The following is a 22,888-nucleotide window of genomic DNA, read 5'->3' on the forward strand; positions in this document are numbered from 1 at the left end:
GTTTACTTAGGCCGGCCCGCGATCCCTCACGGCAGGCTCAAGAACTCCACCCAGTTCGGCTTCTTGCCGGTGGCGTAGGATTTCAGCTTGCTGAGCGCGCCGCTGCTTTGGTCGATGGCATAGACCGTCATGCTGTCCGAGAGCTCGCCGACCGCGGCGAGGTAGCGCCCGGTGGGATCGATGTGGAAGCCGCGCGGCTGCTTCTCGGTCGGCACGCTGCCGATCGTGGTCAGCTTGCCGCTGGTTGCATCGACCTTGTAGGCGGCGAGTGTGTTGGTGGTGCGCTCGGAGGCGTAGAGGAAACGGCCGTCCGGGGTGATGTGGATGTCGGCGGCCCAGGGCTTTCCGGTAAATCCTTCGGGCAAGGCGGTGGTGCGCTGGATCTCGTCCCATGCGCCGCCCTTTGCCTCATAGGCGAACGCCGCGACGTCGCCGTTCAGCTCGTGGACGAGATAGATGAACTTGCCGTTGGGGTGGAACACGAAATGCCGCGGCCCCGATTTCTCCGGCACCTTGTGCGCCGGCGGATCGTTCGGCGTGAGCGTGCCGGCCGTGGCATCGAACGCGAAGGCCAGCACCTGGTCGGAGCCGAGATTGGTCGCGAACACGTAGCGATTGTCGGGCGAGGGCAGGAAGGCGTGGGCGTTCAGCCCGGTCGGGATCACCTGCTTCGGCTCGCCCGCGACGCCGCTGGCGAGCAATGGATTGAGCGCGACCTTGTTGCCGCCATAGGACGCGCTGAACAGGAATTTGCCGGTGCGGTCGATGGCGATATTGGCCATGCTGTCGGCGAGCGGGCCGTTGCCGATATGGCTGAGCTGGCCGGTCTTGGGATCGATCGCAAAGCTCACCGCGAGGTACGGCTGCGAGCGGACACCGGCGATCAGCACGCGATGGTCGGGCGTGATCGCGAGCGGCGTCGAGGGGCCGGGCTTTTCGACGCCGGTGAAGGCGGCCGTCTGCACCGGCATCATCTCGCCGTTCTCGGCCATCTTGAACACGCTGATGTCGTTGCTGTCGGCGTTGCCGACATAGGCGAAGGTCTCGGCCATGCCGGCGCGGACTCCAGAAATGAGAGTGAGGAAAGCGAGGGTGGTGGCGATCGCGGCGCGTGGCGCGGCGGATGCGATGCGTCTGGTCGGTCTCGACATGGGGTCCTCCTGAAAGCCGGTGCGGCATTGTTGTTTTGAAGGCGAGGATAGCGGGTGCCGCCTCGCCGCACCAAATTCCAATTGGGATCGATCGATGCCGAAATCGTATCGGTGGGCGGGTTATCGCACCGCTGCTGTGCGGGAGGGCAGATGCGGAACGGACGGGCGGTCGGGCGGCCCGAGCACGGTCCACACGGTGAGCGCGAGCAGCGCGCAGGTCAGGACAGTCCAGGCGACGAGTCGCTTCCGCATCAGCCGAATCCGTCCCTCAAATGGATCCCCCCGGGGGGCGCGGCGTCATCCTGCACTGCAAACCGCGGCGATCCTATGAACTCGTTCACAGGCCAAAACAGCCGGGCGTCCATGCGAACCAATGCCGCGCGAACGCATTGACCCGGCATGCCCCGTGAAAACGATCTGGAAGGTAAGCCCGACATGGGCGGCAAGCATGGCGGTCAGGCCGGCCAGCCCAAGCCGCCGCCGCGCCCGCGCGCGGGTCCGCGTGATGAGGACGTCGTGGCAAAGCGCCACACCGGTCAAACCGATCGCACGCCGCCGCCGACCAACAAAAAATAGCGCCCTCGCCCGCGCCGCGCGCGCATCGGGAACGGCAGGGTCGACTTGCCGTTACCCTGATCCCGCGGGCGAAGGCGATCGAAACGGAGGCTGGCACGTGTTTTGGATTTATTGGGACACCGCCTGGTCGCTCATCATCAGCGGCATCATGTTCGCCACCATCGTCACCCATCCCGACGCCGAGTTCGCCGAGATCCGGGCGGCCAGGCAGGCCAAGTAAGCGCGAAGCAAACGCGCGCCGCCCGGTTCAACGGCGCATCGTTGCATGCTGCGCCGCGCCCCGGGACACGAGGGTTCATATCTCAAATCATGCTGCCCGGGGTCCAGCCGTCTCAGCCGGGCGATAACCGCAAGGTCCGAGGTTTGATCCTGTTTTTCCGGGAGGGCGCGCACTCATGTTTCAACGAGTCCGCGCCCTGCTTGGGCGCTAGCCTGAGAAGCGGTCAGTAGTCCCAGAACACCGGCACCCAGCGGAAGGCATCGCCGTCGGCGGCGACCCGGCCCACCGACGGGAACGGCAGGTGGGTGGCCACCAGCATCTCGCCGCTCTCGGCAAGCTCGCGCAAGAGACGGACACGAACCCGTGCCGCCTGCTCGGGGTCGTGCTCGAAACCATTGTGCCAGTCGGGTTGCTCGAACCCGACGGCAAACACGGCGTCGCCGGCGAATGTCAGCGCGTCACCGCCGGACGCCATGCGAACCACGCTGTGTCCGGGGGTATGGCCGCCAGTGCGACGGGCGATGACGCCAGGCGCAATTTCGTGCTCGTCATCGAACAGCCGCAGCTGACTGCCGTACTCCTTCACGAACCGCTTGGCGGTCGATCGCAGCGCGTCCGGGAATCCTTCCGGCATGGCAGTGCGGGAGAAATCGGGCGCCTCCCAGAACTTGACCTCGGCGGCCGCGACGTGGATCCGCAGGTCCTTGCGCAGCTGTTCCTTCACTCCGTCGACGAGCAGCCCGCCGATGTGGTCCATGTGCAAATGGGTCAGCACCAGATCGGTCACGGACGCAAGATCGATCCCGGCCGCCGCCAGTCGCTTGATCAACTGCCCGGCTCGCGGCAAATGCAGGTTCGGGTCGGAGCCCAGCCCAGCGTCGATGAGGATGGTCTTGCCGCCGCTGCGGACCATGACCGCGTTCAGCGCCCAGTCGAAAGCGTCCTGCGGCAGGAACATGTCGTGCAGCCAGGCCGCGCGGACCGCCGGATCGGCGTTGTGCGCCAGCATCGTAGTCGGGAGCGGCAGCACGCCATCGCTGACCACCAGCACGTCGATCTCGCCGATCCGCAATGCGTAGCGTGACGGCACCAGCTCTTCGGGGCCCGATGAGCGGGGATATGAGGTGTTGTGCAGATTCATGTTCGTCTCCGGTTTCAAGGATAGAGGCTTCCGGCTGGTCCTGGTCGAGCAGGCCGCGCCGCCGGGGAGAGCGCGGCCCTTATTGCTTCGCGCGTCAGAGGCTGGTCACGCGCTCCGGATCGGCCGAGGCGAGGGCGGCGGCGCGCTCGGCCTTCGGCGGGTAGATCCAGACGGTGTTGATCTCCCGCTTGGTCTTCTTGGCGACGTCGCCGACCATCTCGACCGTGCGCTCCCAGCCGCGCGTGAACAGCGCACCGGCCTCGCCGAGGTCGAGGCACGTGACGTAAGCCTTCTGGTGGTAGGGCCTGGTCGGAACGCCGAGCAGCTCGGCAGCGGCGTTGTTGCCGGCAAAGGCGCCCATCCGCGTGGCGTGCTGGCACGACATCAGCGCGTGATTGCCGTCGTCGTCGCACGCGGCACGCGCGGCATCGCCGGTGGCGAAGACGCCGGCGACACCGGGCACGCGCAGATCGCGGTCCACCAGCAGCCGGCCGAAACTATCGCGCTCGGCGGGGATCTGCGCGGTCAGCGGCGCGGCGCGAATACCCGCCGCCCAGATCATTGTTTCGGTTTCGATGTGCTCGCCGTTCGACAGCGTGACGCCGGATTGATCGAGCGAGACGATGCCGGCGCCGAGCCGTGTCTCGACGCCGAGCTTGCGCAGCGCTTCCGCGATGAGAGGGCGGGGGCCTTCGCCCATGTCGGGCGCGATCGCATTGTTGCGCTCGACGATGACGATGCGGAGCCTGGCATCCTTGCCGAAGATTCCGCGCAGCCGCGACGGCATCTCCGTTGCCGCCTCGATGCCGGTGAAGCCGCCGCCGGCGACGACCACCGTATCGCGTCCGTTCGCGGCGGGCCGCGTCGGAAGATTGTGCAGATGCTTGTCGAGCGCAACCGCATCATCGAGCGTATCGACGCTGAAGCCGTGCTCGGCGAGACCCGGGATGTTCGGACGGAACAGCCGGCTGCCGGTGGCCACGACGAGGCGGTCGTAGGACAGGGTCTTTCGCGGGCCGTTCGGAACCGTGATCTGCACCGTTCGAGCCTCGGTGTTGATCGTCTCGGCGCTGCCCTGGATGTAATCGACGTCGATCGCCGTGAGGACATCGAGCAGCGGCGCCGTCAGGGTTTCCGGCTTCGGCTCGTAGAGCCGCGGACGGACCACCAGAAAAGGCTCCGGTGCGACCAGCGCGATCTGGAGATCCTGCGGCGAGGCGCCCTGGATGTCGCGCAGGCGGGCTGCGGAGAGGGCGGCGTACATGCCGGCGAAGCCGGCGCCGATGATGATGATTCGCATCGATTTTCTCCTTGTTTGCCTTTCGAAAGGCCGCGTGCGACCGCGCTACTGCGTTGAGGGCAGCGTCCGACGACGGCATGTGGGTGCGAGGTGGATCGCGCCTCTTAAGGCGCGCTGCAGCGTGCCAGCGGCGAGCCCGGCGGCCGGCCGTAGCCGAAGACGACAGGCTGAGGCTCATTTCGGCCCCAGTCCTGATAGGGAAGGCCGGGATCATTTCGGGTCATGATGGACAGCGGCGGATGTGTCGGGTGCATGGCGTACGCGGGCACTTCAACCTCCTCGCCGGTCGCCGACGTGAAGCGAACGGCCAGCGAGAGTCCGTACAGGGTTGCGGTCGCAAGGCGTCGGTGGCGAGCCGCGATCACCCGTCGGCTGACGAAGTCTTTCCAAATCATCTTGGGTCTCCATCGATTGCTCTGGACATGGTGATGATGTAGCCGACCGGATTTGCCGCTGCGCCAGAGCGATTGCCGCGGTTGCAGCGCGATTGCTGCCAACGCCTGCGCCTGCGCCAGTCGCTCGGGGTCTCGCCGGTCAGCTTCCGGAACGCCGCCGCGAACGCCGTCTGCGAGGAATAGCCGAGCGCGGCCGCGATCGAGGCGACCGTTTCGCGGTCGTCGCGCAGCATGTTCATGGCCATCCCGAGCACGCGCGCCATCTCCGCATCGGCGGTGCGCCGCTCGCATGTCGGGCGGTTGTCGGGCTGCGCGTAAGGCGCAGGCGGCGAGCCCTTGTGCGAGGAATCGCGCATGAGTGAGGTGGTCTCGGTCATGGTGTGGCTCTCCTGATCATCCCGAGGTTTCGATCAGTCGTCCGAATTTGTACGGAACGGCGCTTGTTCTAGGCGCCGCGAACGCCAAGCGTATTTCCTGAATCGGCCATGCCTTGTCCGATCCTGCGCCAAGCCGAGGCGCGCTTGCGCGAACGCACGGCGGGCGGCCGATGCGGGACGGATGCTTTATGAAAACAGGTGAGGCAGGCTGTCACATGGATGTCGGGATGGAGCTTGCCCGATTCCGCGATAGATCCCGCAGATGGACGGTGCGGCGATGGTTGCGCGCCGCTAGGCCGCCGCCGCCTGCGCCGAGAGCAATTGCTTCAGCTTCGCCGCGGGCACGGCCGGGCTGAACAGCCAGCCTTGCATCTGGCTGCATCCGAGCTGGCGCAGCACTTCGCGCTGCGCCTCGGTCTCGACGCCTTCCGCGGTCGTCACCATGTGGCGCGCGGCGGCCATATGCACCACGGCCTGAACGATCGGCGAGGAATCCTCCGACTGGCCGATGTCGCTGATGAAGCTGCGGTCGATCTTGATCTTGTCGAAGGGGAAGCGGTGCAGATAGCTCAGCGACGAATAGCCGGTGCCGAAATCGTCGAGCGCGATGCGCACGCCGAGCTCGCGCAGCTGCTGCAGGACCGTCAGTGCCTCTGCGTCGTCGCGAATGAGGACGGTCTCGGTGATTTCGAGCTCGAGCCGTCCGGGCGCCAGCCCCGACTCCGCGAGCGCGGCGGCGACCTTGAGCGCCAGCGTCCGCGAGCGGAACTGCACGGGCGAGACGTTGACCGCGATGTGGATCTGGCCGGGCCAGCTTGCGGCCTCGAGGCAGGCCTGCTTCAGCACCCATTCGCCGATCTCGCCGATCAGGCCGGTGTCTTCCGCGACGGGAATGAAGTCCGCGGGCGAAACCATGCCGCGTTCGGGATGGCGCCAGCGCAGCAGCGCCTCGCAGCCGTTGACGACATTGGCCGCGAGATCGACCAGCGGCTGGTAGTGCACCTCGAACTCGCCGCGGGCGAGCGCCTGCCGCAGATCGAGCTCGAGCTGCCGGCGCTCCCGCGCCTTGGCGTCGTATTCGGGGGCGAACACGCGGTAGGTGCGGCGTCCCTCGGACTTGGCCGCGTACATCGCAAGATCGGCGCGCTTGAGCAGATCGTCGAGATTGTCGCCGTGTTCGGGCGCGATCGCGATGCCGATGCTGGCATCGGTCGGGATCTCCTGGCCGTTGCAGTTCACCGGCGCCCGCAGCGCCTTCAGGATCTGCTCGGCGAGCGCCGTCAGCTCGTCCTGGTCGCTGGTGCCGGCCTTGACGATGGCGAATTCGTCGCCGCCGAGCCGGGCGACGAGATCGTTGCCGCTGACGCAGGCGCGCAGCCGGTTCGCGACCTGGCGCAGCAGCTCGTCGCCGGCCTCATGGCCGAGCGAATCGTTGACGCCCTTGAACTCGTCGACGTCGATGTAGAGGATCGCGAACGGCTTGCCTTGGGCAAGCTCGGCGATGCGCCGCTCCAGATGGCCGCGCATCAGCACGCGGTTGGGCAGGTCGGTCAGCGCGTCGTAATGCGCCAGGTGAGCGATGCGCTCGTCGGCGCGGAGACGCTCGGTGGCGTCGTCATGGGTCGCCAGCCAGCCGCCGCCCGCGGCGGGCTGGTTCTTGATCTCGATCAGGCGGCCGTCGCCGGTCTCGACGATGGCGCTATGGGTCTGCTCGACACTGTTCAAGATGCCGTCGCAATAGGCGTCGACATCGCCGTCGAAGGACCCGGTGTCGTAGCGGTGCTGGATCACGTCGCGGAAATGGGCGCCGGGCTTCACGACGTCGGCCGACAGTCCGTACATCTCGATGTAGCGGCGGTTGCAGACGATCAGCCGCTCGTCCTGGTCGAACATCAGCAGGCCCTGCGTCATCGTGTTCATCGCGGTGTCGAGCCGCTGCTTCTCCACCGAGAGGCGGTGCGTCACCTGGCGGAAGATCAGGAACAGAGTGAGCACGAGCAGGCCGATCGACAGCACGGCAACGGCGACGAAGAACTTGGTTTGCGTGCGCCAGGTGGCGAGCGTCGCATCGAGCGACTTGGTCGCGACCACGACCAGCGGCTCGCCGGTCAGCATGCGCGAGGCGACGATGCGCTCCTTGCCGTCCACCGGGCTTGCTAGCTGGGTCGTGACGAAGGTGCGCTCGAAGATCGCCATCTGCTCGCGCGTGCCGTTGCGGAAATTCCGGCCGATCATCGTATCGACATGCGGAATGCGCGCGAGCAGCTGGCCGTTCTGGTGGTGCATCGCGATCGAGGATTCCTCGCCGAGCCCGCTCGAGGCGAAGAAGGATTCGAGCTGCTCCGGCGTGATCGCCCGCGAGACCAGCCCGAGAAATTCGCCGTGCGGGCCGGAGACGCGGCGCGCGAACACGATCGCCGGTCCGCTGCCGAGCCGGCCGGGCACCACCTCGACCTCTTCCTGCGAAGCCGGATCGTTCTTGAGGCGATTGAAATAGCCGCGGTCGGCGACCGAAATATCGGCGACCGGCCAGCGCCGCGACGAGTTGATCAGCAGGCCCTCGGCATCGAACACATTGGCGCCGGCGACGTCGGACCAGCCGCTGGCTTTGGCGCGCAGCACCTCGTGCATGGCGAGCGTGCCCATCTCGCTGCGGAAGACGTCGGCGGATTCGATGCCATGGCTTTCGAGTTCCGCGATGACGCTCTTCTGCAGCACCGCAAAATCCTCAAACTCACGGTCGAAATGATGGGCGAGCAGGCGGACGGAATTCTCCAGGCTGTCGCGGCCGCTCTCGATCGCATTCTGCCGGAAGCGGTCGACGGTGAGCGCGGTGCCGATGGCCATCGCGACCATCAGCACGAAGCCACCCGCGATCAGCCATGTCAGCGGCGCTCCGCGCCAGCGGCGCAGCAACCCGCGCATGCGCGCGGTCCATCGGATCGATGTGCCCATCCAGCCCTCCCGTGGGATGCAAGATGCGGCAAAACCGACAAGACCTCGTTACCAGCGAGGGTTAGGAAAACATGAATCGGAATGGAATCAGGGGGTTGGTTCCCTCGCAGCGGAACTTGCCGTTGGGCGATGGCTGCCTCACCGGCGGATTTCCCATTTCAACGCGTCCGCATTGGTCTTGGCGAACATCGCCGGCACGTCGAAGGTCCCGGTCTTGAGATCGTAGCGGCATTTCCAGTCGGCCAATCCCTTCACGGCGACGTTCTTCGGATGCTTGTCCATCTCGCCCGACAGCGAGATCACGAGGTAGCGGTTGTTGGGCCAATCGACGCCGAGCCAGCGATAGGCTTCTTCGGTGCCTTTCACCAGATTGGCCGAGATGTGGTAGTCGAGCTTCATCTTCCGGGTGTCGGGCCGGCTATGGAAATAGGCCCAGGCCAGATCGCTGAGCGAGGTCTTCGTCGCGCTGACGAAGGACCCCTTCCCGGCACGGTAGAGATAGAGGTCCTGCTCGCCCGAGCCGGTCTTCTGCATCCGCACCAGCCATTGCGAGTCGCTGGTGAAACGGAAGCCGGCCGGATAGCCCTGCTCCGGCTTCAGCTCGGTCATGTCTTCGCCGTGCCGCGCCCAGACCTGCCATTTGACGTCGAAATCGCCGCCGTCCTTCATGTACTGCTCGAGCCGGGTGGCCTTGTCGGGCGAGGTGAAGGCGAGTTCGGCATCGTCGGTGAGGGCGAATCCCGGCGGCGGGCCGGATGCGGCGCGCGCGGGCGATGCGGCCAGTGTCAGGGCAAGCGCCAGCCATTGTGCGGGGCGGCAAAATGCGTTCACGGGGAAATTCCTCAAGAAAAAAACTGCCGCGACGCGGCCTCGGCCATATGACGCCGGCGGGGTGGCGCCGGTTCATCCCCTGGCGACCCGGCCATCATCCTATCGACCGTCTTGCTGCCGTAGCCAAATCGGCGCAACTTGGTATCTTCCGCTGATTTACATGGTTCTTTCTGATCAAGGTCCGTTTCCGATGGTGACCGCGTCCAAGGCCTTCATTGCATTTTGTCTGCTTGCCGTGGGCGGCGCCGTGCTGGTGATCGGTCCCACCGAGCTGCGCCGTCTGCTGCCGGGCGGGACGAAGACCGGCACCGTCGTCGCCGCCAAGCCGGAGGCCAAAGCCGAACCCAAGGCCGAACTAAAGGCAGAACTCAAGGCCGAACCCAAGGTTGACGCCAAAGTCGAACCCAAGCCGGAACTCAAGCCGGAACAGCCGAAGCTCGCCGCCGCTGCGCCGCCGGCACCCGCCGCGTCGCCGGCGCCGGCCTCCGAGCCGAAGGGCGCGCTGGCCGAGACGCAGAAGCAGGTCACGGCCGCGCTCGCCGATCTTGCACCGGTCAAGCCGCTGCCGGCGGTTGCGGACCCCGGTCCCCGTTTCGACGTCGCGCGCGTCGACGATCACGGCGAGGCGGCGGTGATCGCGGGCCAGGCCGCGCCGGGCGCAAAGGTCGAGCTGCTGCGCGACGGCCAGCCGCTTGATTCCGTGGTCGCCGATGCCTCGGGCCAGTTCGTGATGACGCCGCCGCAGCTTCCTGCCGGTTCCTATGAGCTGACCCTGCGGGCGAAATCGCCTGACGGCACCGTCACGCAATCCGCCCGCAGCATGCCGGTGACCGTTGCCGAAGCCGCGCCGCCGCCCGCGCGCCCCGCACCGGTCGCAAAGCAAGAGTCGAAGCAAGAGGCGAAACATGCCGAGAAGTCCGACGACAAATCCGATGTCGTTGCCTCCTTGCAGTCCACATCGCCGCGCGGTGCCTCGGCAGCGGACAGGCCAGCGGCCCGGCCGAGATTGATGGGCGCATCGAAGCCGAGGGGCGCCTCAGGGGTCATGGCGCGGGCGCCCGCGGCCGCGACGGCGGTTGCATCGGCCTCGCCGGCGGAAATCGTCGGCGGCACGCCGGCGGAAGCGGGTAGCCGGGTGATCTCCCGCGGCGACAGCCTGTGGGCGCTCAGCCGCCTCGCTTACGGCGACGGCGCCCGTTTTGCCGTGATCTACAACGCCAACCGCGACAAGATCCACAACCCCAATCTGATCTATCCCGGCCAGACCTTCGTGCTGCCGCAGAAGGCGGAGTAGTTTCTGCGACGGTTTGACCGTCACTGGCCCGGAACCTTCGGTTCCCCTGTGCGTCATCGTGATGCGCCGTGATGTGCGCTTGGCACCGGAGGAGGGCCAAGGTGGACAGCTCAGGGGTCGACAGGTCTGTGGTCATGTCGAGATCACGCTTCGGGCTTGCGCTGGCAGGCGCAACCCTCGTGCTTCTGGCAGTGCTGTTGCCGACTCGCGCCGAGGCGCAGTTCGGCTTGCGCGGCGGCCCGCTCGGCGTTGCCAGGTTTGCCGTCGGCCACATGATCGGTCTGTCGCGCCTGCGCCATGCCCGCATGGCGGTGCGGGGCGGCCGCTACCGTTCCGCCGCCTTGAGATCACAGAATCCGCGCGGTGCAGAGCGCGGCGAACCGTCCAATCCCTACGTCCTCCGTGCGGCGCTCACGGCGCAGGCTGCGCTGTCGGGCTGGCGCGGCGGCCGCCGTCCGCAGGGCTGGTGGCGGCACCCCGACGGCAGCTATGGCTGGGTCGGCCCGGTGTTCTGGCCGTTCGCCCATGACGACCTCACCACTGCAGTGGTCTTCGGCGATACGACCAGTCTCTCGCTCTACGGCTATGGCGACATCTATGCCGCGATCTTCGCGCCTTATGCGGCGACGGAGCTTGCCGCCTACACCGCGCCGCAAGGAAGGCGCGGACGAAGGGTCCCGACCGTGGACGCCGTCTGCGATGCCAGCGACACCGGCGGCCTTCCGGTCGACCGCATCGCCGCTGCCGTGCAGCCGAATGAATTGCAGCGCGTGGCGCTCGACGAGCTCGCCACCGCGTGGAATGGAGCTCGTGACACGATCCGTGCGACCTGCCCCACGCAGGTGCCCGCGACGGCCACGGAACGCCTCGGCCTGATGCGCGAGCGCCTCGAGGCGATGATCAAGGCAACGGATGCCGTCGCACCTGCGCTGGCAAAATTCGTCGATCTCCTCGACGACGACCAGAAGACGAGGCTCGATGCGCTGGCCAGGGACCGCCGCGTCGCGCTCGCGTCGATCCAGCAAAAGAATCCCCAGGCGGCATCGGCCTGCCAGGCGGACAGCGATCCCCGCTACGACGAGAAGGTGCAGCGCCAATACGAGCAGCTCGTGCAGCAGCAATGGCCCGCGGCCGACATCGCGTCCACGCTCAAGCTCGACGACATCGCCCGCGCGCGCCTCGACGTGCTGCAGGACACCACGCTGCGCACGATGGAGACCTTAAGCCCCTGTCCATCGAGCGCCGCCGCGACACCGCAGGCCCGCCTCGCCGCGGTGAAGACCCGGCTCGAGACCATGCTGCAGGCGGTGAGCGGCGTCGGCGATGCGCTCGACGATTTCGAAGCGGATTTGAGCGACGAGCAGAAGGCCGGCTTCGAGGCGATCGGGCCGAAGCGCGGGGCGTGATCACCCGCACGCCCAGTCGAACTTCATGTCCCTGAAGTCGAGCTGGGCATTGCCGCCGCCGAAATTGCAGCCGCCGAAATATTCCTCGAACTCGATGTAGAACGGGCTCATCTCCGGCACCGCCTGGCACGGTCGCATGGTGCCGCCGACATGATTGTGGGCGTGGTCCTTGCCCCAATCGTGCAGGCGGAAATTGTCGCGGCCCGGCACGCCGCCGGCATAGTAGTAATAGGACTGATAGCCGGTCGGCGGGTTCCGGCGTGTGTGCTCGTCCTGCGGGCCCTTGCCGGCATTGGGATCGGTGGCGCGCGGGACCAGCGCGATGGCGCGGGTCTCGCCGAGATCGGTGCGCGGCGAAGTGGCGAACATCTTCCTGGCGTAGGGTGCGGCGGCCTCGAAGAAAGCGTTGGCGCCGCCGACATCCAGCCAGCGCGGCCGATCGGCGCTCGCCTGCGCAAGCGGCGCCGGCGGAGCCGCGAATGAGCCGTCATATTCGACCCTGGTCAGCAGCAGCGCGGCATATTCGTAATCGAGAATGTCGGTCATGCGCGACAGGCGCGGATGCGAGGTGCGCGCCAGCACCGCCTCGCGGATTTCGGGATCGTCGGGCGCGCCGCTGTCATTGTGATCGGGCGCGGTGGCGAAGAACGACACCGCGACGATGTCCTCGCCATGCACGCGATAATCCTCCGGCAGCAGAAGCGTGAAGCCGTGCATCAACGGATAGCCGGTGACGGGATCGAGCGGCCATTGCTCGGATGCAATGCCCGGCGGCAGGCCATAGACCCAGCCCTGGTCGTGCGCGCGATCGGCGGGCCGGTCCAGCATCTGCAAATCATACGCACGCGAAGGCAAGGCAAGCGCCACAGGCCGACTCCCATCCGGATTGTCGCCTCGTAGTTGAGGCGAGGGTTAGTCGCGGGGAGGAGGGAAGTGGTTCGTGGCCGGGGTGGGGGAATGATGCCATCCTGCCGGTGTTTTGCCCGACGTGTCAAACGGCTTCACCGCGCGCGCGTCATACGCGCAAGTCATTGATCCGGCACGCCCCGGCTACTGTGCATGGGGTTGTTTTCGACATTCTTTGTTTTGGCTACCCCCGCCGCCTTGCGGCCGCGGCATCCACCACGTTCTCCGCGCCGTCGGACCAGGACAAGATCTCCATCGCCAGCACCGGGTGGTTGAAGCCCTTGAGCTGGAGATCGTCGAGGGCGCGGGCTTCGACGAACGGCTCGACGATGCCGTAGACGCGGCGACTGACCACGATCTGGTTGGCCTTGGCCTCGCCGCAGAGGCGGGAGGCGAGGTTGGTGACGCTGCCGATCGCGGCATATTCCAGCCGCTGCTCGAAGCCGACCTGGCCGAGCGTGGCATAGCCGACCGCGATGCCGATGCCGAAGCCGAGGCTGTGCCCGCGGTTGCGCCAGCGCTCGGTCAGCGGGCCGATCGTGTCGCGCATCTCCAGCGCCATCTTCACGGCGCGCCTGGTGTGGTCCTCGAACTGGATCGGCGCGTTGAACAGGATCATCACGCCGTCGCCGGCATATTTGTCGAGCGTGCCTTCGTATTTGAAGATCAGCGTGCCGAGCGCTGCGTGGTATTCGCGCAGCACGTTCATCGCCTCTTCCGGCTCGGTCGCTTCGGTGAACGCGGTGAAGCCGCGCAGATCGCAGAACACCACGGTCACCTCGCGGCGCTGGCTGGTGAGCAGCCCCTCGGGGCTGTCGGACGAGGCGATCAGCTGCGCCACCTGCGGCGCCAGGAACCGCTCGAGCTTGCGGATGCGCTCGATCTCGCCGAGCTGGGTCTTGACGCGCTCCTCCAGCGACTTGTTCCAGTCCTTGAGCTGCTCGGTCTGTTCGCGCAGCTTGTCGGCCTGGGCGCGCACGGTCTCGTGCGCCGCGGCGAGCTCGCGGCCCTTGTGGTCGACCTCGGTGAACAGCCGCGCATTGCGCATCGCCAGCACGGCCTGGTTGGCGAAGGTGCGCATCAGGCCGATGACGCTGCCGGCGAACTCGCCGCGCGCGCGGCGCAGCACCACCAGCGAGCCGAGCGTGCCCTGCTGGTCGACCAGCGGCACCACCAGCACCGAATGGAAGCCGGAATCGATCGCGACGTCGCGCAGCGGCTGCTCGGCCGCATGGTCGAGATCGGCAATCGCGATCGGCTCGCCGCTCCCGGCGGCATCGCTCAGGATGTTCGCACCTTCCTCGATGGTGACATGCGCGCCGTCGGCGGATTTGTCGATGCCGACCGCCTCGACCAGGTTGAAGCGGCGCCCCTCGGCGTCATAGCCGTAGATCAGCACGGCGTCGGCATGGGTGATCTCGATCGCGCGCGCGGCGATGGTCGGCAGCACGGCGTCGAGGTCGAGCGAGGCGGCGACCGCGCGGCCGACCTCTTCCAGCACCTTGAGCTCGTTGATCGACTGCGCGAGGTCGCGGGTACGCTCCTCGACCTTGGTCTCCAGGTTCGAATAGGTCTCCTGGATCTGGCCCGCCATGCGGTTGAACTGGCCGGCGAGGTCTTCCAACTCGTCGGAGGTGTGCACGTCGATGCGGTGGCTGAAATCACCCTCGCCGAGCTTGTGCGCGCCGTCGCGCAGCGCGGTGATCGGGATGATCATGCGGCGGGCGAGCAGCGTGCCGGCGAGGATCGCGACCATCAGGCCCATGCCGATCAGCAGCGCGATGCGCACCAGCTGGTCGCGGATCGGCATCAGGGCCTGCGTGGTCGGCTGCTCGAACATCACGCTCCAGCCGAGCTTGGGCACGGTGCTCGCGGCACTCATCACCGAATGGCCGTTGAAGTCGGTGCCCGACATGTCGGTCTCGTGGCCAGGCGCGACCGCGGCCGCAACCTGCGGCAGCTTCGACAGGTCCTTGCCGACATCGGGCCCTTTCGAGGACGTCGCCAGCACGCGGCCGCGCGGATCGACGACATAGGCGAAGGCGGCCTTGCCGACCTGGGCGTCGGACAGCAACTCGGAGAGGAAGCTGAGATCGAGCTCGGCGACCGTGACGCCGGCATTGAAGCCGGAATGCGCCACCGAGATCGACATGAACGGCGTCCGGTCCACGAACCAGGCCGGCGCGTAGCTGACGCCCCGGGCGACGGTTTCGGTGAAGCGCATGTCGCGGGAGAGGTCGGCATTGCTGCCGGTCGTGGTCGACTGGCGCGAGACGCGCAGCACCTCGCGTCCGTCGCCGTTGAGCTGGAACAGCTGGTTGACGACCGCGACCTGGTGCAGCAGCTGGGCATAATCGGCGCGGCGCTTCTCGAGCGTGTCCTGGCTCGCCCGCGTCACCCAGCTGATCTGGCGCTCCAGCTCCGAGATCGACTGCTCGATCCGCCGGGCGGCTGCTTGCGCCTTGTCCTCGAGACCGTCGGTCAGCTGTGTCTTGGTGGCGCGGTAGGAGATCCAGGTCTCCATCGCGCCGTTGACGGCGAGCACGAACACGACGAGGCCGACGAGGGAGACGACGTATTTGGCGAACAGGCCCTCGCGCAGAAACCGTGTCTTGTCGTTCGCTCCTGCCATCCCGATCCTCTCGCGCCACCATCGACGCCGGCGCTACGGGCCGCACGGACCCTGCGAGCCTTCTACCACAATCCGGGCCTACGGACTGCCCGAGGGACCGGTGAACCGGCCGCCTTGGTTACCCGCTGTGGGCGCAGCAGGCGGCGGAAGGGTGATCAATTGTCGCAGTCTCATCCTTTTGGAGGAAGCCGTGAGCGGGGAAGCCGATGTAAGGGGAGGACTTGGTTAAGGGCAGGGCTTGGAGTCCGGCGCTTTGGTCCTGCAATCATCGATTAAAGAGCTGCCGCAGCACGTCGTTCATCGGCTGACTGTCCTGCTGTGCAGCCGGCGGGTCCTCCAGGGCGGGGGACGCGGGCGAGGCCTGCGGCGCCGGTGTGGATGGCGCTGCCGGCAGGCTGCGGCTGCGGCTGGCGCCCGTCGCGGTGCCGGTGCCGTTTCCCGCGCCACTGGAAAGCCCCTGCTGAATCAGATTGCCGATCGCCTCGCCCAAGGGGCCGCCGAGCAAATTGTTCTGTCCCGGCTGCTGGGTTTGCGTTTGCGGATTGGCATCGCCGGCCGCGTTGCCGCCGCCGGGCGCGGTGGCGCCGCCCAACCCAAGGTTACCACCAAGATTACCGCCAAGATTACCACCGAGGCTGCCCAGGATATTGCCGAGCCCGGCGCCGTCGGGACCGAACAGGCCCTTGCCCATCTCGCGCAGCTTGGCATAGGCAGCATCCGGATTGTCCAGCATGCCGGCCATGTCGGGGAAGATCCGCGGCTGCGACCAGGGGCCCTGGATCATCACGGGAATGCCGAAGCCGACCGGCTCGGACGCGCGGCCCTGACCTTCGGTCGTCATCACCAGCTTCGGCTCGACGCGAAAACCCATCATCTTGGTGTCGAGTGCGATCGTGCCGGCGCCGGTGACGCGGACCAGCGGTCCGATCAGATTGAGATCGGTCGTCACCGCCTGGCCCTTGTCGATACGGAAGGACGCCGACAGCTGCGACAGATCCGTGCTCTGCTCCTGGCTGTTGTTCTGGTTACTGTTCTGATTGTCCTGCCAGCCCGACAGCGTGCCCGATGTCAGCGAGCGGATCATCTGCGCGACGTTGATGCCGCGAATGGCGCCGTCCTGGAAGGTGACGAAGGCGGTGCCCTGCATGTTCGCCATCAGCGCGCGCTGGCTGGTGCCGGCGCTGCGCAGCGCGAGCTTGGCCTGCAGCTTGCCGTCGATCCGGTCGAATTCGGCAAGGCCCTGCAGCAGCGGCAGCGCGCGCACGCCGGTGAGGTCGGAGTGCATGGCAAAGCTCGGCGCGCCGCTGGTCGCATCCAGGATCAACTCGCCCGAGACCTGGCCGCCATAGGTGCCGAGATTGGCGGTGCCGGCCTTCAGCACGCCGCCGGCGAGCTTTGCATCGAGTGCCAGCGGTGCGAGGCGCGCGTCGCCGATGACGGCTTCGTGCGCGGAAATCCTGATCTGCGCATCGACATAGTTGAGCCCGGAGACGTCGATCGGCGCATCGCTCCAGGGCTGCCCGGACGCGCCTTGCGGCGATTTCGCCAGCGGGATCGCGAGCCGCTGGAAGTCGAGATCGACCTTCACCAGAGGCTTGCTCGCGATGTCGACCGAGGCCCAGCCGTTGAAGGCGCCGTCGCCGAGCGTGCCATTCACGCCGTTGATCATCACGACATCGCCGCTCAGCCGCATCTCGGCATGACCCGCGAGCCGGGATTTCAGCACATCGGGCATATCGATGGCGAAATCCACCGGAATCGTCGGCCGGTCGGCCGGCGGTACCGGCGTGGTCGCCTTGATGTCGAACTTGGTCGGGTGCTCGCCGACCCGCGCGGTGCCGGTGATGTTGATCTTGCGGTCGCGGCCGACGGTCGCGTCGGCATTGATGGCGCTGATGCGGCTCTCGACGCGATCACGCGCGCGCGCGAATGCGACCTCGCCATCGGTGATCGTGATGCGGTCGATGGCGGCGCCGTCCGTATCGAGCGCGAGCGGTTTCGACGCGCCGCCGGCATTCGGCAGGCGCTCACGCAGCAGCGGCTGGTAGAGCACGGGATGGGTGACGACGAGCTCGCTGACCTTCGGACGGCCCGACCATACGCTCGAGAGCGACATGTCGGCCTGCACGCTGTCGATGGTCAGGCGCGTGATACCGCTGCGGTCCTTGGGGTCGGCAAGCGAAAGGTCGTTCAGTGTCACGTTCAGCGTCGGCCACAGGCTGATCCTGGTGGTGCCGTCGATCGACAGGCGATAGCCGGTCGCGCTCTCGACCCGCGAGGCAATCGTCGAGGTCAGGAAACCCGAGGGGATCCCGACCACCAGCAGGAGTGCGATCACGATGATGACGGCGGCCAAAGCCGCGCCGGCGAATTTCACTGCTCTCATGTCGACTTTCCAGCGACGGACGATCGGCGTCGAATCCGGCCTCCCATCCGTCCTTTGCGCCTGAGTTTATCCCCGGACGGGAAGCGGCTCCAAGCGCGTAAAAATAGTCCGGGGGTGCTGCAAAGTTATGTGACTTATGACACACTTCGCCGGCGCGGTTTTACGCGATCCTGATCTTGATGGTTCCAAGCGATTTGCCAGGGAAAACCGGCCAGGGAATCTGGCCAAGGAAATTCACAAGGACATTGAAATGAGCAAGCAGGCCGAATTTGCGGTCATCCTGAAGATGAACGCGATGTTCGCTGATCTCGGCGCAGACGAGCTCCAGCGGTTGTCGAATCTCTGCCACACCCAGCATCTGGGGAACGGCGAGGTGCTGTTCCAGAAGGGCGATGCGGGCGACGCGTTGTTCGGCGTGCGCCGCGGACAGGTCCGCATCGAGACCGGCGCCTCCGACGGCAGCCGGCTGACGCTGAATTTCATGGGGCCGGGCGATCTGTTCGGCGAGGTTGCGGTGCTGGACGGCCAGAGCCGCACGGCGGATGCGACCGCGGGCGAAGCCAGCGAATTGTTCGTGCTGCGGCGCGAAGATTTTCTCGCCTTCCTCGAACGCGAGCCGAAGGTCGCGATCAAGATCATCGCGCTGCTCTGCCAGCGCATCCGCTGGCAGAGCGAGCGCATGGAAGAGTCCATGCTGCAACCGCTGCCGGTGCGACTGGCGCGGCGGCTCTGCGCGCTCGCCGCCGATTTCGGCTCGGAGGTCCACATCTCCCAGGAGCAGCTCGGCGTCTTCGTCGGTGCCGCCCGCGAAAGCGTCAACCGCCAGCTTCAGGCCTGGCGCAAGGAGGCGATTCTGGATCTGCAGCGGGGCCGCATCCTGCTGCGGAACATGACCAAGCTGACGGCGATCGCGCGGAACGAGTAAGGGGCAGCTACGCTGGGTTGCTGCAATCGGGGCGAGGCAGTTCGTCGGAAGAGCCCCCAGCTCGCCACCCAGGCTTTCACCGTCTCGAGCGGCACGGCACGACCGGTACGCCTGAACGTTTCGTAGCGAACACGATCCTCGGCTATGTCGGGCTCGCGGATGGAGGCCGCTGAACTGCCTTGCGTACCTGACGTCGGTGCTACGGCTACTCCGCCGCAGGGTGCACGATGTTCTTCGGCGCTGATGCCGCTTCGGCGGGCGCGGCTTCGTGATGCCCGGCGGTCTCCGCATCCTCGCTGTGCACGACCAGCCGCTTGCCGAAGCGCCAGATCAGGGCGCCGAGATCGTCCATCACCATGAACATCGCGGGCACGAACACCAGCGACAGGATGGTCGAGAAGATCAGGCCGCCGATCACCGCGAGCGCCATTGGCGAGCGGAACTCGCCGCCGGCGCCGACCGCGAGCGCGCTCGGCATCATTCCGGCGGCCATCGCGATCGTGGTCATCACGATCGGGCGGGCCCGCTTCATGCCGGCATCGATCATGGCTTCCTCGCGCGGCTTGCCGGCGTGGATGGATTCGATGGCGAATTCCACCAGCATGATCGCGTTCTTGGTGACGATGCCCATCAGCATCAGGATGCCGATCCACACCGGTGTCGTGAGCTGCTTGCCGGTGACGAGCAGGGCCGCGATCGCGCCGCCGATCGAGAGCGGCAGCGAGAACAGGATGGTGATCGGCTGCAGGAAGGTGCCGAACAGCAGCACCAGCACGGCGTAGACCATCATCAGGCCCGCCGTGATCGCGGTGGCAAAGCCGTCGGACAATTCGTTCAGGCTCTCGGCGTCGCCGGAGGGCGAGACCTTCACGCCCTTCGGCCGGCTCTTCATGACCGGCAGGTCGTAGATCTTCTTGGTGGCGTCGCCGAGTGCTGCGGAACCGACGAGATCGGCCGCGACGGTCGCCTGCCGCTCGCGGTCGTAGCGGTTGATGCTGGTCGGACCCTGGTCGAGCTTGACGTCGGCGATGACCGAGAGCGGCACGCCGCCCTTTTCGCCGTGCTCGCCGAGCGGCACGCGCAACTGTTCAAGCGTCTTCAGATTGCCGCGCGCGGCATCCTCGAGCTGCACGCGGATCGGCACCAGACGGTCGCCGACGTCGAACTTGGCGAGCGCCGGCCCGACGTCGCCGATGGTGGCGACGCGGATGGTCTGCGACAGGCTTTCGGTCGAGACACCGAGGCGTGCGGCAAGATCGGCGCGCGGTTCGACACGCAGCTCGGGTCGCTCCAGCGTGGTTTCCGAGATCACGTTCGAGATGGTCGGAATCCGCTTCATCTGCGTCGCGAGCTCGCTGGCGACGTTGTTGACGATGTTGGCGTCGACCCCGGTCACGACCAGCGAGATGGCGCGCAGGCCGTTCTCGTCGAGGAACCAGAAGCGGATGTCGGGAACGTTCTCCAGCTCCTGGCTGATCGAGAATTCGAGCTCGCGCTGGGTGATGTCGCGGCTGTCCTTGGGCGTGTAGTTGATGATCAAGGCGGCGCGCCGGACTTCCTGGGTCCCCGGTGGGACGCGCCCGCCGTCGACGAAGATGCTCTTGACCTCGGGCCGCTTGCGCAGGCGCGCGACGATGTCCTCGGTGACCTTTTCGGTGTAGGCGAGCTGGGTGCCCGGCGGCAGCTCGAGGGCAAGCAGCGAGCGCGCGCTGTCCTGCGCCGGCAGGAAGCCCTGCGGCAGCAGCGTGATGCTCCAGATCGAGGCGGCGAAGACGCCGAAGCCGACCAGCACCGTGATGAAATAGTGCTTCACCGACCACGCCACGATCCTGTGATAGGACCGCAGCACGCGGCCGGGCGGCGGCTCTTCGTGATTGCCATGTTTGAGGAAGTAGGCGGCGAGCACCGGCGTGACGAAGCGCGCCGCGAGCAGCGAGAAGAACACCTGCACCGAGACGGTGATGCCGAACTGCTTGAAGAACTGTCCGGCGATGCCCGACATGAAGCTCGCAGGCGCGAAGATCGCGATGATCGTCAGCGAGATCGCGATCACGGCAAGGCCGATCTCGTCGGCGGCTTCGAGCGCGGCACGATAGGGCGACTTGCCCATGTTCATGTGCCTGACGATGTTCTCGATCTCGACGATGGCGTCGTCGACGAGGATACCTGTCGACAGCGTGATGGCGAGAAAGCTGACGAGGTTGAGCGAGAAGCCGAGCAGGTCCATCGCCCAGAACGCCGGGAAGATCGACAATGGCAGCGAGATCGCTGCAATGATGGTGGCACGCAGGTCGCGCAGGAACAACAGTACGATGACGACGGCGAGGATAGCGCCTTCGAACAGGGTCGAGATCGCCGCGTGGTAATTGCCGTTGGTATATTCGACCGAGGTATCGATCACCTTCAGGTCGACGTCGGGATAGGCGGCCTTGAGCGCGTCGATGCGCTTCTGCACGGCCTCGGCCACCTTCACGTCGCTCGCGCCTTTGGAACGCTTGATGCCGAGCGCGACGATCGGCTCGCCGTTGAAGCGGGCGAAGGTGCGGCGGTCTGCAATGGTGTCGGTGACGGTGCCGAGGTCGTCGAGCCGGACCTCGCCGCCGCCGAACAGCGGGATCATTGTGCCGGCAAGGTCGCCCAGCGTCTTGGCGCCCGCGAGCGTGCGGATCGCCTGGTCGTTCTTTCCGATCTCGGCGCGCCCGCCGGCGACGTCGACATTGGTGCCGCGCAGGCTCTGGCTGACATTGACGGCGGTCAGCCCCATCGCCTGCAAACGGTCCGGATCGAGCGAGACCAGGATCTCGCGCTCGACACCGCCGATGCGCTCGACCTGGGCGACGCCGCGCACGCCTTGCAGCGCGCGCTTGACCACGTCGTCGACGAAATAGGAGAGCTGCTCCGGCGTCTTGCCGGGCGAGATCGCGGCATAGGTGACGATCGGCAATCCGATGACGTCGACGCGCTGGATCAGCGGCTCGGTGACGTTCTGCGGCAGGTTGGAGCGCACGCGCGTCACCGCGTCCTTGACGTCGTTGAGCGCACGGTCGGTGTTGGTCTCGAGCGCGAACTGGATGGTGGTCACCGACAGGCCGTCGGTGATCTGTGAGGTGATGTGCCTGACGCCCTCGACGCCTGAGACCGCGTCTTCAACCGTCTTGGTGACCTGGGATTCCAGCTCGGCGGGTGCTGCGCCGAATTGCGACACCGCGACCGAGATCACGGGAATGTCTGCCGAGGGCAGCCGCGTCACCGCGAGCTTGGTGAAGGACACCCAGCCGAGGATCAGCAGGATGATCGAGAAGACGACCGACGGCAGCGGATTGCGGATCGACCATGCCGAGATATTGAGAGCCATCAGCGTACCCGCGTGCGATCGAGTTCATCGGCGAACATGGTCTTGATCTGGTCGCCGTCATGCAGTGAAGAGCCCGCGTCGGCCACGACGATTTCGCCGACCTCGAGGCCTTCCAGGATTTCCGTGGCGCTGTCGGACGACAGTCCGACCCGCACCTTGCGCGTCTCGATAATGTTGCCCTTGACGACCTGCACGGTGAGATGGTCGATCGCGGTCTTGGGAACCGCGACGCCGCAGCTGCGCTTGGCGTCGATCGAGGCGCGGGCGAACACGCCGACTTTCAGCGAGGGATTGTTGGTGACGCTGATGCGGACGCGGCCGAGCTGGGTCGCGCGATCGATTTCGGGCGCGACCAGCCGAACCCTGCCGATCAAATCGGGCGCGTCGTCGCGGCTGATGCGAACGGTCGCGCCTGAGCTCAGCTTGGGCATGTGCACCGCCGGGACCTGCGCGTCCAGCTCGATCTCGTTGTTGACGGCGATGCGGAACATCGGGCCGGCCTGCGGCGAGGCCGGCGCGCCGACGATGGTGCGAACTTCGGTGACGAGGCCCGGCGCGGACGCCTTCAGCGAAACCGGGCCTTGCGGGCCGGGCCGCTGCTGCTGGCCCGGAATCTGGGGCGGCGCGGTCAGGCGCGCCAATTCCTGATTGTCGGTGACAAGGGTGCCCTCGGTGACGAAGAGGTCAGTGACCCTCGATCCCTCCTGGTCGGCGACGACCACGGCCTCACGGCGCGGCACGAAGAAGCCGGTCACCCGGACCAGGTCCGAGAAGCACGCATTGGTCGACTTGGTCACGATGACCTGCGCCTCGCTCGGCGTTTCCTTGGGCTCGGCGCGATGCCGGTGCTCGAACAGGTAATAGCCGACGCCGAGCGCGACGACGAAGACGACCGTTCCGGCCGGCTTTAGATATTCGGAGAGATTCATCGCCGGATCGTCCTGGCCTGGCTCACGGCCATCCGCACGCGGCCCATAGCGAGCGTTTCCGCGAAATGAAGCAGCGTCCCGCAAGGCTGCGGGACGCGCTCCGGGAGCG

Annotated in this window: 17 protein-coding genes and 1 pseudogene; 5 read left to right on the forward strand and 13 right to left on the reverse strand. The window is 66.6% G+C overall.

The window, feature by feature from the left end:
• Nucleotides 1-26 precede the first annotated feature (26 nt).
• Both JQ572_RS33995 and JQ572_RS35375 read right to left on the reverse strand, forming a co-directional pair.
• Nucleotides 27-1,151, reverse strand: coding sequence for a lactonase family protein (locus JQ572_RS33995; protein WP_211387208.1), 1,125 nt, complete (start codon nt 1,149-1,151; stop codon nt 27-29).
• 120 nt (nt 1,152-1,271) lie between these two features.
• On the reverse strand, nt 1,272-1,403 hold the full coding sequence (locus JQ572_RS35375; protein WP_256805408.1) for a hypothetical protein: 132 nt from the start codon (nt 1,401-1,403) through the stop codon (nt 1,272-1,274).
• A gap of 147 nt (nt 1,404-1,550) precedes the next feature.
• Between JQ572_RS35375 and JQ572_RS34000 the strand changes: the two genes are divergently transcribed.
• Nucleotides 1,551-1,727 carry a hypothetical protein gene (locus JQ572_RS34000; protein WP_211387248.1) on the forward strand — a complete coding sequence of 59 codons (177 nt, stop codon included), beginning with the start codon at nt 1,551-1,553 and terminating at the stop codon, nt 1,725-1,727.
• 97 nt (nt 1,728-1,824) lie between these two features.
• The gene (locus tag JQ572_RS35380; RefSeq protein WP_256805409.1) at nt 1,825-1,947 is read left to right on the forward strand and encodes a hypothetical protein; all 123 of its coding nucleotides are present in this window, start codon (nt 1,825-1,827) and stop codon (nt 1,945-1,947) included.
• 223 nt (nt 1,948-2,170) lie between these two features.
• Here the strand turns inward: JQ572_RS35380 and JQ572_RS34005 are convergent, their stop codons facing one another.
• The 6 genes and pseudogenes from JQ572_RS34005 to JQ572_RS34030 form a co-directional block, all read right to left on the reverse strand.
• Entirely contained in the window at nt 2,171-3,088 is a 918-nt protein-coding gene (locus tag JQ572_RS34005; RefSeq protein WP_211387209.1) for an MBL fold metallo-hydrolase, read from the reverse strand.
• Between the two features lie 94 nt (nt 3,089-3,182).
• Nucleotides 3,183-4,388: an NAD(P)/FAD-dependent oxidoreductase gene (locus tag JQ572_RS34010; RefSeq protein ID WP_211387210.1), complete on the reverse strand. Its 1,206-nt coding sequence runs from the start codon at nt 4,386-4,388 to the stop codon at nt 3,183-3,185.
• A gap of 104 nt (nt 4,389-4,492) precedes the next feature.
• Nucleotides 4,493-4,783: a hypothetical protein gene (locus JQ572_RS34015; RefSeq protein ID WP_211387211.1), complete on the reverse strand. Its 291-nt coding sequence runs from the start codon at nt 4,781-4,783 to the stop codon at nt 4,493-4,495.
• Between the two features lie 107 nt (nt 4,784-4,890).
• A pseudogene (locus JQ572_RS35250) lies at nt 4,891-5,034 on the reverse strand (helix-turn-helix domain-containing protein); the annotation flags it as partial.
• 417 nt (nt 5,035-5,451) lie between these two features.
• Nucleotides 5,452-8,115 carry a bifunctional diguanylate cyclase/phosphodiesterase gene (locus JQ572_RS34025; RefSeq protein ID WP_211387212.1) on the reverse strand — a complete coding sequence of 888 codons (2,664 nt, stop codon included), beginning with the start codon at nt 8,113-8,115 and terminating at the stop codon, nt 5,452-5,454.
• Nucleotides 8,116-8,253: 138 nt separating this feature from the next.
• Nucleotides 8,254-8,946: a hypothetical protein gene (locus JQ572_RS34030; RefSeq protein ID WP_211387213.1), complete on the reverse strand. Its 693-nt coding sequence runs from the start codon at nt 8,944-8,946 to the stop codon at nt 8,254-8,256.
• A 190-nt stretch (nt 8,947-9,136) separates the two neighbouring features.
• Between JQ572_RS34030 and JQ572_RS34035 the strand changes: the two genes are divergently transcribed.
• Both JQ572_RS34035 and JQ572_RS34040 read left to right on the forward strand, forming a co-directional pair.
• Nucleotides 9,137-10,240 (forward strand): LysM peptidoglycan-binding domain-containing protein, encoded by a 1,104-nt coding sequence (locus tag JQ572_RS34035; RefSeq protein ID WP_211387247.1) that lies wholly within the window; start codon nt 9,137-9,139, stop codon nt 10,238-10,240.
• Nucleotides 10,241-10,374: 134 nt separating this feature from the next.
• A complete protein-coding gene (locus JQ572_RS34040) occupies nt 10,375-11,646 on the forward strand; it encodes a Spy/CpxP family protein refolding chaperone (RefSeq protein ID WP_249129696.1) in 1,272 nt (423 codons plus the stop codon).
• Here the strand turns inward: JQ572_RS34040 and JQ572_RS34045 are convergent, their stop codons facing one another.
• The 3 genes from JQ572_RS34045 to JQ572_RS34055 form a co-directional block, all read right to left on the reverse strand.
• Nucleotides 11,647-12,474: a hypothetical protein gene (locus tag JQ572_RS34045; RefSeq protein WP_249129699.1), complete on the reverse strand. Its 828-nt coding sequence runs from the start codon at nt 12,472-12,474 to the stop codon at nt 11,647-11,649.
• Between the two features lie 262 nt (nt 12,475-12,736).
• On the reverse strand, nt 12,737-15,184 hold the full coding sequence (locus tag JQ572_RS34050) for an adenylate/guanylate cyclase domain-containing protein (protein ID WP_211387216.1): 2,448 nt from the start codon (nt 15,182-15,184) through the stop codon (nt 12,737-12,739).
• Nucleotides 15,185-15,449: 265 nt separating this feature from the next.
• Nucleotides 15,450-17,570, reverse strand: a complete 2,121-nt coding sequence (locus JQ572_RS34055) for an AsmA family protein (protein WP_211387217.1) — start codon at nt 17,568-17,570, stop codon at nt 15,450-15,452.
• 250 nt (nt 17,571-17,820) lie between these two features.
• Here JQ572_RS34055 and JQ572_RS34060 point away from each other — a divergent pair, with 250 nt between their 5' ends.
• A complete protein-coding gene (locus JQ572_RS34060; RefSeq protein ID WP_211387218.1) occupies nt 17,821-18,495 on the forward strand; it encodes a Crp/Fnr family transcriptional regulator in 675 nt (224 codons plus the stop codon).
• A 205-nt stretch (nt 18,496-18,700) separates the two neighbouring features.
• Here the strand turns inward: JQ572_RS34060 and JQ572_RS34065 are convergent, their stop codons facing one another.
• Together JQ572_RS34065 and JQ572_RS34070 are read right to left on the reverse strand one after the other, a co-directional pair.
• Nucleotides 18,701-21,850: an efflux RND transporter permease subunit gene (locus tag JQ572_RS34065; RefSeq protein ID WP_211387219.1), complete on the reverse strand. Its 3,150-nt coding sequence runs from the start codon at nt 21,848-21,850 to the stop codon at nt 18,701-18,703.
• Nucleotides 21,850-22,779: an RND family efflux transporter gene (locus JQ572_RS34070; protein ID WP_211387220.1), complete on the reverse strand. Its 930-nt coding sequence runs from the start codon at nt 22,777-22,779 to the stop codon at nt 21,850-21,852. The genes JQ572_RS34065 and JQ572_RS34070 overlap by 1 nt, the downstream gene beginning before the upstream one ends.
• Between the last annotated feature and the right edge of the window lie 109 nt (nt 22,780-22,888).

This window comes from Bradyrhizobium sp. SZCCT0153 (genome assembly GCF_018129995.1).
In the GTDB taxonomy this organism is placed as follows: domain Bacteria; phylum Pseudomonadota; class Alphaproteobacteria; order Rhizobiales; family Xanthobacteraceae; genus Bradyrhizobium; species Bradyrhizobium japonicum_G.

Coding starts and splice junctions, on each gene's coding strand:
- JQ572_RS33995 (WP_211387208.1), bottom strand. CDS start 1,151: ATGTCGAGACCGACCAGACGCATCGCATCCGCCGCGCCACGCGCCGCG.
- JQ572_RS35375 (WP_256805408.1), bottom strand. CDS start 1,403: ATGCGGAAGCGACTCGTCGCCTGGACTGTCCTGACCTGCGCGCTGCTC.
- JQ572_RS34000 (WP_211387248.1), top strand. CDS start 1,551: ATGCCCCGTGAAAACGATCTGGAAGGTAAGCCCGACATGGGCGGCAAG.
- JQ572_RS34005 (WP_211387209.1), bottom strand. CDS start 3,088: ATGAATCTGCACAACACCTCATATCCCCGCTCATCGGGCCCCGAAGAG.
- JQ572_RS34010 (WP_211387210.1), bottom strand. CDS start 4,388: ATGCGAATCATCATCATCGGCGCCGGCTTCGCCGGCATGTACGCCGCC.
- JQ572_RS34015 (WP_211387211.1), bottom strand. CDS start 4,783: ATGATTTGGAAAGACTTCGTCAGCCGACGGGTGATCGCGGCTCGCCAC.
- JQ572_RS34025 (WP_211387212.1), bottom strand. CDS start 8,115: ATGGGCACATCGATCCGATGGACCGCGCGCATGCGCGGGTTGCTGCGC.
- JQ572_RS34035 (WP_211387247.1), top strand. CDS start 9,137: ATGGTGACCGCGTCCAAGGCCTTCATTGCATTTTGTCTGCTTGCCGTG.
- JQ572_RS34040 (WP_249129696.1), top strand. CDS start 10,375: ATGTCGAGATCACGCTTCGGGCTTGCGCTGGCAGGCGCAACCCTCGTG.
- JQ572_RS34045 (WP_249129699.1), bottom strand. CDS start 12,474: ATGCTGGACCGGCCCGCCGATCGCGCGCACGACCAGGGCTGGGTCTAT.
- JQ572_RS34050 (WP_211387216.1), bottom strand. CDS start 15,184: ATGGCAGGAGCGAACGACAAGACACGGTTTCTGCGCGAGGGCCTGTTC.
- JQ572_RS34055 (WP_211387217.1), bottom strand. CDS start 17,570: ATGAGAGCAGTGAAATTCGCCGGCGCGGCTTTGGCCGCCGTCATCATC.
- JQ572_RS34060 (WP_211387218.1), top strand. CDS start 17,821: ATGAGCAAGCAGGCCGAATTTGCGGTCATCCTGAAGATGAACGCGATG.
- JQ572_RS34065 (WP_211387219.1), bottom strand. CDS start 21,850: ATGGCTCTCAATATCTCGGCATGGTCGATCCGCAATCCGCTGCCGTCG.
- JQ572_RS34070 (WP_211387220.1), bottom strand. CDS start 22,779: ATGAATCTCTCCGAATATCTAAAGCCGGCCGGAACGGTCGTCTTCGTC.